This is a genomic window from Secundilactobacillus similis DSM 23365 = JCM 2765 (genome assembly GCF_001311075.1).
GTDB lineage: Bacteria > Bacillota > Bacilli > Lactobacillales > Lactobacillaceae > Secundilactobacillus > Secundilactobacillus similis.
Map to the genome: position 1 here is coordinate 1 of NZ_BBAD01000083.1, position 14,069 is coordinate 14,069.

Below are 14,069 nucleotides of genomic sequence, written 5' to 3' on the forward strand. Positions count from 1 at the left end.
CGACAGTAAAAAATGAGCTGTGATCTTCAGGGCTTTCCTGACGTATAGGAAGATGACAAAGACTAACGGACAACGATTACCGATTTCTGAATGAAATAACGGCTTGCTATGAACGCGTTCCATAATTTATAATAGGGGCAGAAAGAGGTGGCACTGATGATTAAACACGTTTTTTTAGATATTGATGGTACACTGATTAAAACGGATGGGCGCCTCACTGCCCAAACGATTAAAACGATTCGACAAGCCAATTTTTCAACAACCCTAGTTTCAGCTCGAGCACCGTTTGAAATGCAAGCGATGATTCAAGCTTTAGGCTTAACGGGACCTCAAATCGGCTTTAACGGCGGTATTATCTTTCGGCAAGGCGTTTCGGAACCGTTAGCGCAATTTCCGATTTCAGCTGATAGCCGTCAGCAGTTGGTTGAGTATTTACAAACATCGTTTCCGACGGTTAGTCAAAGTTATTACACGGCGACGAGTTGGTTAACAACACAAATTGATGCGGGAATCAAATACGAACAACAAGTGACACACCAACAGCCAACGGTGGTTACAAGAACGGCCTTAAATCAACAACTGACCATTTTTAAAGTCATGTTGATTATCTTTGATGCGGATCAAATGGCAACAATCAAGACGCAACTTCAGGAGTTACAGTTAACCGATATTAGTATTAAACAGTCTGGTGACTGGTACCTTGAAATTACTAGTGCACAGGCTCAAAAATCAACTGGCATTACACGGATTCAAACGATGAATCAGTTACAGGTTAACGAACTAGCAGCATTTGGTGACGGTGAAAATGATATGCCAATGTTTCAGGCTGTGGGAGTTCCCATTGCGATGGGGAACGCGAATGATTTCGTGAAGCAGCATGCCCGGTATGTGACTCGAACGAACGATGAGGACGGTGTTGCTTACGGAATCGCACGGTACTTAGCTAATTGTTGATGACAGAAGGAGAGGGTCGACATGGTAACAATGCGTGATATTGCCAAACAGGTTGGTATTTCAGTGTCCACAGTTTCTCGATACGTCAATCGAAGTGGTTATGTGTCAGCAAAAACGGGTGCTCGAATTCAAGCGGTCATTGATGCGACCCAATTTGTGCCAAATACGATTGCGCGAGATCTCAGCAAGGGACACACGCTTAACATCGGGGTAATCGTACCGCATTTGAACCATCCCTATTTTTCGCAACTATTAGCGGGAATCGTTGCCGCGGCTTTTGAAAGCAGTCATCACTATCAAATTGTGTTATTACAATCGAATTATGATTCTGGTCGTGAAATGGCTACTTAGAGCAACTGCAACGCCGAACTTACAACGGGCTTATTTTTACGTCACATGCGATTGCTTTGGCAGATATGTTACCGTATCAGCAGTATGGCGCAATCGTTTGCTGCGAGGATCCGGGGATGATTGATCTGGCAGCTGCATTTGCAACCCGGACACAAACGTATCTAGCAGCGTTTAGGCGAATTCAGAGTCTTGGTTACCGGCGAATTGGGATTCTGTTAAGTCGAAATGATGACGTTAGCGCCACGAGTCAGCATACGAGTGCTTGTTTTCAAACCGTTTTTGGGTCGTCGCCCATCCCAGAGTTGCTCCAAACCAACGTCACGACTTATCAGGACGGCTACCGGGTTGCTGGTGATTATCTGAGCAGAAACTTGCAACCAGAGATGATTTTTACTAATGGTGATGATGTGGCAGCGGGCGTGGCACAACGGTACCAAGAGGCCAAGCAACCAGTACCGCCACTAATGGGACAGGAAAATCAACTGAGTAGCCGGTTACTCAACATTCCTACGATTGACCACCACTTTGAACGCGTTGGTCGGCTAGCATTTGGACTGGCTGAATCACAGCAGGTTCAACGAATTGCGGTGGATTCACAACTAATTAGTCGGGGGTGGTTTGAGTGAGACTGTGCTTTGTTCGGGATGCGGTAACTTAGACTAATTTCTTAGTTGGTTGGGAAAAACATGCTGATTCAACAACGGTGCCGTTAATGAGAACCTATCTGAAAGTTACTACGAATAATCAGTAGGTAATGACGTTGATTAACAATCAAATCAAAGAAAAATATTTATTTTAAAAGAACTGGAAACGCTTTCAAAAACTGTGAAAATGGTGTATGATAATCATGTTGTGAAATAATTATTTTTCTAGGAGGCATTACGAATGGCAGAATTGAATGGTAAAGTCGCATTTGTAACTGGTGGTGCACAAGGTATCGGGAAGGCGATTGTGCAACGTTTATCAGCTGATGGCTTCGCAGTCGCAGTTGCTGATTTAAACATCGACACCGCAAATGAAGTTGCTAAAGCAATCAACGATGCTGGTGGCAAAGCTACTGGGATCAAGGTTGATGTTAGTGATCGTGATAACTTCTTCAAAGCAGTTGGTGAAGCTGCTGAAAAATTAGGTGGGTTTGACGTTTTAGTTAACAACGCCGGCCTTGGCCCAACTACGCCAATTGACACCATCACACCAGAACAATTCGACAAGGTTTACCACGTAAACGTTGCCGGTGATATTTGGGGTATCCAAGCCGCTCATGAACAATTCAAGAAGAGTGGCAAGGGTGGTAAGATCATCAACGCCACTTCCCAAGCTGGGGTTGTTGGTAACCCTAACTTAGCCCTTTACAGTGGGACTAAATTCGCCGTTCGTGGGATCACGCAGGTTGCTGCCCGTGACTTAGCCGAAGAAAACATCACGGTTAACGCCTACGCACCTGGGATTGTTAAGACCCCAATGATGTTTGACATCGCTCACCAAGTTGGCCAAAACGCCGGCAAGGATGACGAATGGGGCATGCAAACCTTCGCCAAGGACATCGCGCTCAAGCGTCTCTCTGAACCAGAAGACGTTGCAGCAGCTGTTTCTTTCTTGGCTGGCCCAGATTCAAACTACATCACTGGCCAAACCATCGAAGTCGATGGCGGGATGCAATTCCACTAGACTCACAGCTTAAAATTGAATTTAAACGGAGCACTGGCTAATTTGCCAGTGCTTTTTTGATTGAGTAATAAGAATAAGGCACACAAAAAACGGACTGTGACAGCAGTCCGTTTTCGATACCATCGCTGTGCGATTAAATTGACCTTACACGCTGCAAGCATTAGGTTTTAGCACTAGGGGCGAGCCCCATATTGCTACCGCCATTATCGCATGTGAGTGACCAAAATCAAAATAATAACGCCGGTAATGGAAAAATGAGATTATTTAAGTGTTTAGACTGAATTCTCATCATATTTTAATTGCACGTAGCTCGAAAATCCGCTAGTATGAAGGTGCTAAATACTTGTTGGTACGTGATTTTGCCGGTCGCGCACTACGAATTGGGTCGCTTGCTTCCGTGGGGAAGGAGCGACCCAATTTTTGGATTCTGATAATTTTCAGTGAACGATGCGAGTTGATTGCCTTTTGCGGGCGAACTTGCGATGATGGGGAAAACAGTTTGGAGGAATGCGCCATGTTAAAAGAACAGTATGCCTTAAAGCCCATTGATTCCGAATTAGCCACGATTAATGTTTCACTTGCAGCGCGTCAAATTCTAGAACCGGCGTATGCGTGGACGACTTCGGCGGATTCGCCATACCCAATCGTGAGTCTGATTTCATCCATTGCTGAAGATGAACGTGCACTGGATCGGTTCCAGGAGAACGCGAGACTGAATCAACACGATGTTGGCCGTTTCTTGAAACAACCAGTAACGGAAGAAGATGTGCTACCAGTGCTTCAAAAAAGTGAGATTGCGCCAGTTGGGTGGCAATTGTTAGGGGCGTATTTGATTCAAATCAGTAAAAAAGAGCCACTATTGGTACCGTTCATGGATGCGCTGGCCCATCTCAAAGTTGATGCTATCGGGGTGTTTATCGCCATGACGTCCCCAACGATGACGGACGTGTTATCCACCCTGATTGAACAGGTTGCTCGCCTGTTGGCGCGATGGCTGCCGGATTTACCCGAACTGGATCACGAACCAACGGATGCCGAAACCTGGCTTCCGGCTTATGCGCTGATTCCGGTGGAAAGTACCCAGCTTGGGATATCGGTGATGGTACCCGTGGCACTACTGGATTGGCTATCGGCACATCAGGATGCGTTAGCTGATTTGACCGACGATAAGCGGGTTGGCTTGATGCAATTATTGAATCAGGAAACGGATGATGATACGCAGATCGTCCGCGAGTGGTTAGAACGAAATGACGATGATGGCCAGACACTCAGCCGGTTATTGTTTGAACTCTAGTTGGCGACCGACTTTTCAAAGCGTCCTAGGCCAAAATATGGTATGCTAATAACAACCTCATATAGACCAAAGGAGAATTGCCATGAATCACATTTACCTTGCAGCACCGTTTTTTAGCGATGGTCAAAACGACCGGGTGAACCAAGTTGTTAGTTTGTTGAAGGAGAACCCAACGGTCGCTTCTGACGGCATCTTCGTGCCATCCGAACACCAACATGATGATTTGGAATTTGGTAGTTTCAAGTGGCAAGTTGCAACCTTTAACAGCGATGTTCGCCAAGTTCGTAAGGCGGATGCTGTTGTGGCAATTATCGATTACCAACTGGAAGAAACGGCTGAAAATGAACCTGATTCAGGGACGATTTTCGAAATTGGGGCAGCTTCCAAGCTGGCGTTCCAGTGGTATTGATTCAATTTGATGAAACGAAGAAATTAAACTTAATGTTGGCGCAATCCTACACCGCGTTCTTTAACGGGAAGGATGCCATCCAAGCATTGAAGTCGTATGACTTTAATGAGCTTGAACAACATTATACGGATAAAGAAGTTTTCTAGACTGAGTTTAACGTTGTGCGGGCCCCGACGACCTGGGTGGTTGTGGGGCTTGTTTTTGTGTTGGGGTGGTAGCTGTAACGTGAACTAGGCGATTTAGCAATGCTTGGTTGGCATGGTGTCGTTACAGGGAGGTTACGGTTAGGGGCGCACTAAGGCCGCTTTGTTTTCGGCGCCTCGTTGAGATGGATTTTTCCGCCTGTTAGTTAGATTGAGGAATTGCCAACATAGGTGTTGCTTGGCAACCGCGCCGAAACGGGCTCCACGAAGCAGAGACCTGCACATAAGCCAGCTTCACCACAAGTCCCCAAAAACGGGACTTCTGGCAAAGCTGGCTTATGCTCCGGTCTCTAACCGCTTCGTTCCGCCCTCTATATGACAATTTAATTTAAATTACTTAACTATTTGGTTAAAACAGGTTGTTGAGATTGTAGTTTGTTACAATAAAATCAGTTTATGTTTGAGAGTTGTTTGAGAGGATGTGTTAAGAACAATGGGAAAATCGAGTAAGGCCATTCTCGGCCTGCTAGTCTTAGGGACTTTTGCAGGTGTGGGTTTGACACAGTTTAGTACGAGTGCCATTACAGGACAACAAGCCACTGTTGCACACGCGGCAACGACGGTTAATGCGCAAAATCAAGGGATGGTGGCTGACGGTAAAACCGATAACGCACCACTGCTTCAACGGATCATTAATACTTATACCAATGGGGTCACGATTCACGTTCCAAAGGGAACCTACTTATTTACGAATGCTGAATTAAAAGCGATTACGTTGCATTCTGATATCACCTTTGATTTTGATGACGGGGCCGTTTTCCAAATCGCTGGTGGCGACCGGATGCCGTTCGTCTACCCAAGTCCTGAAGTTGGTTACGATGGCGGGATCTCAAACGTCACTTGGAACAACGCTACGTTCCGTGGGGATTACAACGCAACGGATGGCCAAAGTGTCTTCGTTCAAAGTATCCACCATGCTTCGAACGTGAACTTCAACAAGTGTACGTTTGATAACGCTGAATCACCTACTGGCCACTACCTTGATATCGATGGTAGCCATAACGTGAACGTGAAGGATTCAACCTTTACCGGCTTCAACGCCAACACGGATTTTGACTACAAGGAAGCTATTCAAGTCGATTATTCAAACTCCAAGGCGATGTCGTATCATAACCCAGGTGACAAATACGATAACTTACCATCATACGATATCACCGTTGATGGCAACCAATTTATCCCACTGTCCAAGACGTCTGGTGCCGTGAAGTCATTTGCGCCAAACCCAATTGGGCAACACGTGGTTTACGGTAAAGGGGTCGGCGGCATTATCCACGACATCCACTTCACGAACAACTACGTGCAAGATGCTAAACCACTGTTGGATGAAGACGGCGCTAACATTCACTTCGTTTGCGTGAAGAACCTCTACATTAGTGGCAACACCTTTGAAAACAAGGGCGCGCTTGGATCTGGGAACTACATCCGGATTTTCAACAACCAAGCCGCAGTGCCAATGAGCAACATCAACATCACCGACAATAACTTCGTCAATTTGGATCCCGACAACCGGTACATCTACTTTGACGATGAAAAGGGTGGTGGCATTACCGACGTCACCGTTACGGGTAACAAGATCACGTCCGCTAAGAGCAACATTCCGTTTGTGATCACCAACGGGATGTCAAGCAGCGACATTAAGATCGCGTCTAACACCAACAACAAGTCAACCGCAATCACCAACACGGATGACATCAAGAACACCTCGAAGTTAAAGGCTGCTTTGACTGGTAAATACAAGGGTGGTAAGGCTACCAACAAGACCGAAACGTATCAATCTGGCGCTTCTAACCAATACGCGAAGTTGGTGACGAGTGCCGCTAAGAAGTACGGTCTGTACAACCACGTCAAGGGTCACTCCGGCTGGTACCTCTACAACAAGAAGGACGGCTGGGCGAACGCTAAGAAGTCCGGCATCGTCTACGTTGACGGTCGCGCAACGGCTGATAGTGGCAAGTGGTACCGAATCCGCTTTAGTTCAAGCACCAGTGCCCGGAAGTACTGGGTTCGTGCGGGAGCGTTGCAGTTCGATAAGATCACTTACGAAGACTATAACAAGACGTTAACGACCATGAAGAAGTACCCAATCTACAGCTTGGTCTTCAATGATCCACAGTTGGCTAAGGCCAAGGGGACGACAGCCGATTTGAAGTCTCGTTCAGTCGAAGTCACGAAACGCGCACGCCGGGTTTCCGTTCTGAACGGCAAGACCTCAACGTACTACTTGATTAATGGTAAATACTGGACGCGGGCTTTAGCGTTCTATTAAAATAAGGGTTAAATTGGTTCCGATTTGGAACTAATCATTAGAGAAGTGGCGACACACGCAGGTTTTCGAACCAATCGTGCTGGCGTCACTTCTCTAACCATGTTTAGGGACCTCAGGCAAAAGGAGACGAGTTGATTCAATGACGACAAGAAGTGACAGGCAGGTGGCGACCAATGACCAGTGGGTGCAGTTGGTTAAAGCAGTGGGGATCATCGCAGTGGTATTTGGCCACGCGATTTACCCGTTAATTGCAACAAATCATATGATGGCGACCATCTATATCGTAACGGGTTGGTGGAGCATGCCACTGTTCTTCATCGTTGGCGGTTTTTTCCTCAAGCCGTTGGCGCATGATGCGCGGTCATTGTGGCAGTTTATTCAACACCGACTTTTGCCGATTTTTGGCACGTATCTGCTTGCAGGGGTGTTACTGATTTTAACGAGTCACTTTGTGCGGGGTGATAGTTGGCCGTATACCGGTCATTACTTTCTTCGCTTACTGTACGGCGGTGCAACACTTGATGGTGAGCTGAACATCTTTTGGTTCTTCACGGTGTACATGTTGACGTTGCTGATTGTGACGGTGCTGATCACCTACGTGGAACAGGCACCGGTTCAGTTTTTGATTGCCATTGCAATGTTCGCGCTGGGCGTGAGTTATAACAGCGTTGGCTTCCTGCACTTTAAGTTCGTCCCGTGGGGCGCTGACCTCGTGTTATTAACCACGCTATGGATGCTATGTGGTTATTATGGCTACAAATACTGGCCGCAACTCGTCTACAAGCGGTTCTATGCGACCGCCGGGGTGATCATTTACTTTATGATTGTTTACGCCCGGTATGAATGGGGCTTAAACTTCAAACTGTATTTGAAGACCCACGTTATCAAAACGCCGTTCATGGCGGCCTTTGTGCCGATCTTCGTTGTTCTGGCACTCTGCATCATCGCTGAACAGCTCGCTAAAACGGGTTGGTTCAAATGGCTATTGCCAGTTGGCTGGTATGCCGTACCGATTCTGTACGCGCATCAGTTGGTGATCGATCTCGTCGCCAAAGTGCCAGCGTTGAACCATCCGTTACCACTCTGGTTCTTCGGCTTAGTGGTCCCGCTCGTGATTGCGATGCTGTATCATCAGATTCGGTTTGGTCATCGGCGAACGGCTGGTGACGCTGAAAGTTAATGATTAAACGATTATCGGAAAGCATCTTGCTCTGAGCTGGAGTGAGGTGCTTTTTTAATTGGTTAGAAAGGGATAGTGATAAACAATCACAAAAAAGCCACTCAGACGGACGTCCAAGTGGCTTAAGCTATGTGCATTCACGGAAGGTGAATAGATGAAAACCTGGTGATATGTACATATCTAGAATAAACGAATAACAATTGCTGACCTTAGTTTAACATGACGCTTAGTTAGGATTCAACTGTTGAGGCGTGATGTTATGGAATTGATACATTTAGTGGGAGGTGTTTGTTGGCGGTGTGGATGATGAGGGCTGTTTGTATTTTGGGTCTACCGTGCCGTAACGTGTTCCACAAGGCAGAGAGTTGCACGTAAGCTACTCTCTAACCGCCTTGTTTCACACTCAACAAAAAACGTCCTAACTGGGTAATTAGGACGTTGGGGAAAGGGAATGAGGAGGTGATACTTGTTCATCGCATGAATGACTTTGTCAGCGCATGCAGGGTTATTAATGTCGAGCAGCAAAAACTTTTAAGGCTAATTTTGCCCGACTTGTATCAGCTTTGGTAAGTGGGTTAAAGCCGTTGGCACTGGCCTTGACCTTTGTGTAGTTATAAATCGTGTTGACGTGACTATTGGCAGCCATCCCATCGGTTGCGGTATCTGAATGATTCAGGCCTAATGAATGACCGAGTTCATGAGCGATGATGTTCGCATACTTGAAGGTTCGCGCTTTATAGGCTAACTGACTCTTGTTGATCGTATTAGTTACTTTCGTGACGGAGGCGTTGATCGTATTGATCTGTTGCTGACGGTAATGGTTGTAAAGGGCCGCGTGGTTTGCTCGGTTGGCAATTGAGCGGTTATACTTGATGATTTTCTGGTTGGCAGCGTTAATGGCGGTTGCCGAACTTTGGTTGATCATCTTGGCTTTGATTTGACTTGGCGCTTGCGTATAATCGGCTCGTTCTAAGAGAATCCGGCGGTTGGCAGGTTGCCACCACGCATCAGCGGTTGAATTCCGGTTCGTAAAGGCAATGGTTAATTGATGGTTTCCCTTGGTACCGGTGGTAAAGACTTGGCGACCTAAACGTTGGTTCCAATAAGCCATTGCAAGTTTGGCACTCTTCTTAAGTCGTGCATCCGTACTGGCAACGTAAACCTTAGTTTTACCATTCTGAGTTAAAGCGGTTTGAGCGCCGTAGTTCAGTTGATAAGTTTGTGCAAGTGAAGTTGCATGTGTCCGGTAGTAACTTGCGGGTTGCGAGAGCGTCGTTGCAGTTGGTGTTGATGTGGCAGCATGAATTGGTGCGGCCACTGAAAAAAGTAACGTTGCAGTCAACGTCAAAGTAGTCCAAAAAGTGGTTTTCAATTGACTCCCCCCAGAGTTAATATTCCTTGTGTACAACTCTATGGTACGAAATATAACGTTGAAATTCAAGAAATATGATGAGGGTTTGAAGCTTGTATGACCTTTGTTTGAAGATGGCCAATTTTACCGCTGAATTTAGTACAATAAAGGTAAACGGAGGTGATGGACGATGACAACGCTGTTATTGATCAACGCAGGTAGCTCGTCACTGAAATGGCAACTGATGCAACTCCCCGAGGCACAACCGCTCGCCCACGGGCAGGTGGAACGCCTCAACTTACCGGATTCAATTGTTAAAGTAGTGGTGGACGGTGTCAAAACAAAATTGACCGTCCCACAACTGGATGAAGTGGGTGCCATCAACGATGTGTTGCATCGTTTGGTAGCCATGGCTATTATACCATCTCTCTCAGCAATTGACGCTGTGGGACACCGGGTAGTTGCGGGTGGCACGGTATTTCAACAAGCGATTCGGTTAACGGATGACCGGTTGCTGGCGCTTCAAGAACTAAGTGAACTGGCACCGTTGCACAACCCGCTGGAGGTCCGGTGCATCGAACTGTTGATGGCAAGTTTACCAGGAGTGCCGCAGTACGCGGTGTTTGATAGTGCCTACTTCCATGATCTACCGGAAGAAACGGCGATTTATGGGATTCCGTATGACTGGTCACGTGATTTTCAGATTCGGCGCTATGGTGAACACGGCATCTCACACCGGTATCTGGCCCAACAAGCGGCCCTTGAACTCGGCCGCCCGTTGGACACCTTGAACCTCATTACGCTTCATCTAGGTAGCGGGGCATCGATTACGGCGGTCAAACAGGGTCGACCAATCGACACATCAATGGGCCTCACGCCAGTTACCGGGTTGCTGATGGGTACCCGAAGCGGCAACGTTGACCCAAGCTTGGTACCATACCTGATGAAGCGGCTCAACCTCGCAACGCCAGAAGAAGTTATCATGCGGTTAAATACCGAGTCTGGCTTGCTTGGCGTTTCTGGGATCTCCTCAGACATGCGCGACTTGCACGAAGCGGCAGCCACTAATGCCCGGGCAGCGTTAGCTCTGGAAATGTTCATCACGCAGGTGGTGAAGTTGGTTGGCGCCTACTACGTTGAGTTAGGTGGCGCGGATGCCTGATTTTTGCGGGCGGTATCGGCGAAAAGGATGAGCTGATTCGGCAGGCGGTGATCGACCGGTTAGCGGTTTTAGGTATTCGACTGGATCGTGAGTTGAACGTTGCGGGTGAAGCGGGGCGGTTAAGTGCCGCTGATAGTGCAGCGGAAGTGCTGTTACTGCCAACTAATGAAGAATTAGCGATGGCCCGTGAGATTCAGGAGGTCATTACCTCAGAATTGGATTTAGTCTAAATGAATTAAGTTAAAAACAACCGTCGATGATGGCGGTTGTTTTTTAGTGTTGTGCGGACATTAGGTTAAGTGTTGAACCCAGTTTCTGGCCGCAGCTAACTCGGCCTGTGAGGGTCGGTGCGATTGATGATTTTTGAAACTAGTGAGGTTGGCGCCAGCTATGGTAAATTGTTGGGTCAGTTGATTAAAGTTTCTCTCAGTAATCAGTGGGTCAACGTCGCCAAAGCTGGCGAAGGCCTGAACGTCATCCAGGTTAGCGGTAGTTGAAGCCGGATCGATCAGCATCGGGTGCAAAAGAATCCCAGTCCGAAATGGGGGCCGTTTGTGGAGCCAAGCGTAGGCCGCAACGTTAGCGCCGTTGGAGAAGCCGAGAACAATCATCCGCTTGGCGTCAAGGTGAAGTCGCTGGGATTCGCTTTCAATGGCACCTAACAGCCAGTCGGTTTCTTGACTGAGGTTCGCTAAATCAAAATCACCGTGATCGTGGCGAATGAAGTAGCGGTTCGCACCGTTTTCGCGAATTCGTCCCCGAATCCCTAGTTTCGGATGTTGTGGAAATAAAAACGTTGCGATTGGTAACAGGTCACTTTCATCGCCGCCCGTTCCGTGAAGCATGAGCACCGGTGCTAACTGGTCATCACCGGGGAAAAAGGCACTATGAATCGTTTGATCAGTCATCGCTGGTCGCCTCCCCAGAGTTAAATGGCACTAAGTTGGCTTCGATTTCAGCACGTTGACTCTCTAAGAATGGCGGTAGTTCAAGGTGGACACCGGCTTCATCGTAGGTTTCATCGACTAAAAAGCCGGGCCCATCTGTCGCAATCTCAAAGAGAATTCCCGGCGCTGCCCGAAAATACTCCGATTGAAAGTAAAACCGTTCCACAAAGCCGGAGTCGTGAAGGCCAAACTGCTGAACGCGTTTGATCCACTCACGTAACTGCTCAGCGTCCGGTGTACGAAATGCCAAATGGTGAACGGTTCCGGCTCCCTGAATGCCATCTGGGAGAACGCGGCTTTTTTCGACAATGACTTGGGCGGCATGGCCACCGTGGTTTAATTCGTAGAGCGTTTGGTGATCAGCCGTGGCAATTTGTGAGAATCCCATGACCTTCGTTAAGACGTGGCCCAGCGTTTCTGCTTGGCTCACGGTAATGATTGGGGTCCCCAGTCCGCGAATGGCAACGTCTTCTGGTACTGGGCTGTGTCGGTAAGGCGTCCCGCCGGGTAAATCAGGTTGGTGTTCATCTGAAATTAATTGGTAGCGTTGCTGGTCGAAGTCGTAGAAGGGGAGAACGGCAGCGCCGAACTGCGTGGTGATCGGATCGGTCGTAATGTGATAGTCGGCTAATCGTTGCGCCCAGTACGTCAGCGCGACGTCATTTGGCACCCGAAAACCGATTCGCGAGATGCTGTTTTTACCATATCGGCCAGGCCCAATTCCCGGAAAATCGAAGAAGGTAATGTCCGTGCCCGCAGTCCCCATATCATCAGTGAAATAGAGATGGTAGGCTGACACGTCGTCTTGGTTAACGGTTTTTTTAATCAAATGCAGGCCGAGCACTTCAGTCATGAGCTGAAAGATTTTAGGTGCGCTGGACGTAATGGCCGTCACGTGATGCAGACCAAGTAAATCGGTAGTTGTCATAATGAGTCCTCCTTAGCGTCATTGTTGACTGCATTATTACAGTTTTCCAGAGTCGGTGCAACGATGTTGACCCGTTGATTAACGGTGACTGGCACGGCCTAACGTGAGGTTTCAAAATGAACTGCAACAGAATTGTTAGTAGATTGTAACTCGAGTGTGACTCGACTGTTGTATTGAAACGGTAGACTAGGTTACAGTAATCAAAACGGATAGAGGGGTATTTTCATGAAAAATCATCGTTTATTAAAGAAGTTGTTTGCAGGGAGCTTGGCTATGGTCAGTATGTTAGCCATTGGCACGACTGCCTTTGCCGCCAAGACTAAGATTGCGGATGTGTCGCAATATCAGGGGAACATTAACTGGTCAAAGGCTTCGAAGGACTTGAAGTTTGCTATCATCCGGGTCAAGCACGGTAACCCGGGCGACTCAGACTACTCAATTGATACCAAGCGGACGGTCAACGCAAATGGCGCTGCCAAATACGGCGTGCCATTTGGCCAGTACGACTTCGCGGAATTTGACAGTGTTGCGGATGCGCAAAAAGACGCTCGTCAATTCTATGCGTTGACCAGCACCAAGGCGAAGTTCTACGTGCTCGATAATGAAAAGCGCAAGAGCGGCGTCAAGGGTAAGGAACAAACTTACGTTAACGCATGGTTATCAACGATGCGTGGCCTGACTAACAAGCCACTGGTTTACTACTCATACCAAAACTTCGTGAGTGTTCATGGTATCAGCAGTGCTAAGTTTGATGGTTCGTGGATCGCAAACTACTCAGCTAAGCCAAACGTATCAACTGACTTGTGGCAATACACGAGCACTGGTTCCCTTTCAGGCATCAGCGGTCACGTTGACTTGAGCAAGGTTGTTGACAACAGCACGGTTTCTAGTTGGTACACTAACACGGCCAAGACCACTTACTTAAGCAGTGTTACAAATGGCCAAAAAATCCGCACCACTCGTGGTATCAACCGGTACCAAACCGCTAACTTAACTGGCAAGATTGCTAGCGTCAGCTACAACAAGACGTTGACCGCTAAGAGCGTTGTGAAATCAAGCACTGGCGCTTACCGGATCCAACTCACCGATGGCAGTTACATCACGGCTAACAAGGCATACGTTCAAGCACAATAGAAAGTTCATTAGCGTCTCGCACGGTTGTTGTGCGAGACGTTTTTTTCTGTCGTTTGTGTCCAGCGTAAGCATGATGAGTTTGTGAAATTCAGTGATTCTGGTTTTCTATAGTGGGAGGATGCCGCGGGAGGCTCCGGCGCTATGCGAGGCTGGAACGCAGTGGCGGGCCTACGAGCTAGGAACGGAAGAAGACCACTTCCGTGCCGGATCTCTCCGGACCCG

The 14,069-nt window shown here is 47.7% G+C and carries 11 protein-coding genes and 2 pseudogenes; 10 read left to right on the forward strand and 3 right to left on the reverse strand.

The features are described from left to right. Positions 1–156: 156 nt before the first annotated feature. From JCM2765_RS13760 to JCM2765_RS13790, 8 genes and pseudogenes are all read left to right on the forward strand, one after another. Complete coding sequence (locus JCM2765_RS13760) at positions 157–954, forward strand: Cof-type HAD-IIB family hydrolase (RefSeq protein WP_054737225.1); 798 nt, start codon at positions 157–159, stop codon at positions 952–954. Between the two features lie 21 nt (positions 955–975). Next, complete coding sequence (locus tag JCM2765_RS18360) at positions 976–1,305, forward strand: LacI family DNA-binding transcriptional regulator (RefSeq protein WP_225352109.1); 330 nt, start codon at positions 976–978, stop codon at positions 1,303–1,305. A gap of 50 nt (positions 1,306–1,355) precedes the next feature. After that, positions 1,356–1,931 (forward strand): type 1 periplasmic-binding domain-containing protein, encoded by a 576-nt coding sequence (locus JCM2765_RS18365; protein WP_263849468.1) that lies wholly within the window; start codon positions 1,356–1,358, stop codon positions 1,929–1,931. A 259-nt stretch (positions 1,932–2,190) separates the two neighbouring features. Continuing rightward, positions 2,191–2,973, forward strand: a complete 783-nt coding sequence (locus tag JCM2765_RS13770) for a (S)-acetoin forming diacetyl reductase (RefSeq protein WP_054737226.1) — start codon at positions 2,191–2,193, stop codon at positions 2,971–2,973. 514 nt (positions 2,974–3,487) lie between these two features. Further along, positions 3,488–4,267, forward strand: a complete 780-nt coding sequence (locus JCM2765_RS13775) for a hypothetical protein (RefSeq protein ID WP_054737227.1) — start codon at positions 3,488–3,490, stop codon at positions 4,265–4,267. A gap of 82 nt (positions 4,268–4,349) precedes the next feature. Beyond that, positions 4,350–4,822: pseudogene (locus JCM2765_RS13780) on the forward strand (nucleoside 2-deoxyribosyltransferase). 490 nt (positions 4,823–5,312) lie between these two features. Then, positions 5,313–7,145, forward strand: coding sequence for a glycoside hydrolase family protein (locus tag JCM2765_RS13785; protein WP_054737228.1), 1,833 nt, complete (start codon positions 5,313–5,315; stop codon positions 7,143–7,145). Between the two features lie 139 nt (positions 7,146–7,284). Further along, a complete protein-coding gene (locus JCM2765_RS13790; protein ID WP_082405152.1) occupies positions 7,285–8,325 on the forward strand; it encodes an acyltransferase family protein in 1,041 nt (346 codons plus the stop codon). 508 nt (positions 8,326–8,833) lie between these two features. Here JCM2765_RS13790 and JCM2765_RS13795 read toward each other — a convergent pair. Continuing rightward, complete coding sequence (locus tag JCM2765_RS13795) at positions 8,834–9,697, reverse strand: matrixin family metalloprotease (protein WP_054737230.1); 864 nt, start codon at positions 9,695–9,697, stop codon at positions 8,834–8,836. 169 nt (positions 9,698–9,866) lie between these two features. On the opposite strand from JCM2765_RS13795, the pseudogene JCM2765_RS13800 reads away from it, so the two are divergent. Beyond that, positions 9,867–11,068: pseudogene (locus JCM2765_RS13800) on the forward strand (acetate/propionate family kinase). 60 nt (positions 11,069–11,128) lie between these two features. Here JCM2765_RS13800 and JCM2765_RS13805 read toward each other — a convergent pair. Both JCM2765_RS13805 and JCM2765_RS13810 read right to left on the reverse strand, forming a co-directional pair. Continuing rightward, complete coding sequence (locus tag JCM2765_RS13805; RefSeq protein WP_054737231.1) at positions 11,129–11,746, reverse strand: alpha/beta hydrolase; 618 nt, start codon at positions 11,744–11,746, stop codon at positions 11,129–11,131. Further along, positions 11,739–12,713: a ring-cleaving dioxygenase gene (locus JCM2765_RS13810; protein WP_054737232.1), complete on the reverse strand. Its 975-nt coding sequence runs from the start codon at positions 12,711–12,713 to the stop codon at positions 11,739–11,741. The genes JCM2765_RS13805 and JCM2765_RS13810 overlap by 8 nt, the downstream gene beginning before the upstream one ends. Positions 12,714–12,938: 225 nt before the next feature. Between JCM2765_RS13810 and JCM2765_RS13815 the strand changes: the two genes are divergently transcribed. Next, on the forward strand, positions 12,939–13,847 hold the full coding sequence (locus JCM2765_RS13815) for a GH25 family lysozyme (protein ID WP_054737233.1): 909 nt from the start codon (positions 12,939–12,941) through the stop codon (positions 13,845–13,847). Positions 13,848–14,069: the final 222 nt, after the last annotated feature.

Bases quoted from the DNA above. Each gene is read 5' to 3' on its own strand.
- JCM2765_RS13785 (WP_054737228.1), top strand. From the start codon at position 5,313: ATGGGAAAATCGAGTAAGGCCATTCTCGGCCTGCTAGTCTTAGGGACT.
- JCM2765_RS13810 (WP_054737232.1), bottom strand. From the start codon at position 12,713: ATGACAACTACCGATTTACTTGGTCTGCATCACGTGACGGCCATTACG.
- JCM2765_RS13815 (WP_054737233.1), top strand. From the start codon at position 12,939: ATGAAAAATCATCGTTTATTAAAGAAGTTGTTTGCAGGGAGCTTGGCT.
- JCM2765_RS13770 (WP_054737226.1), top strand. From the start codon at position 2,191: ATGGCAGAATTGAATGGTAAAGTCGCATTTGTAACTGGTGGTGCACAA.
- JCM2765_RS13790 (WP_082405152.1), top strand. From the start codon at position 7,285: ATGACGACAAGAAGTGACAGGCAGGTGGCGACCAATGACCAGTGGGTG.
- JCM2765_RS13775 (WP_054737227.1), top strand. From the start codon at position 3,488: ATGTTAAAAGAACAGTATGCCTTAAAGCCCATTGATTCCGAATTAGCC.
- JCM2765_RS13805 (WP_054737231.1), bottom strand. From the start codon at position 11,746: ATGACTGATCAAACGATTCATAGTGCCTTTTTCCCCGGTGATGACCAG.
- JCM2765_RS18360 (WP_225352109.1), top strand. From the start codon at position 976: ATGGTAACAATGCGTGATATTGCCAAACAGGTTGGTATTTCAGTGTCC.
- JCM2765_RS13760 (WP_054737225.1), top strand. From the start codon at position 157: ATGATTAAACACGTTTTTTTAGATATTGATGGTACACTGATTAAAACG.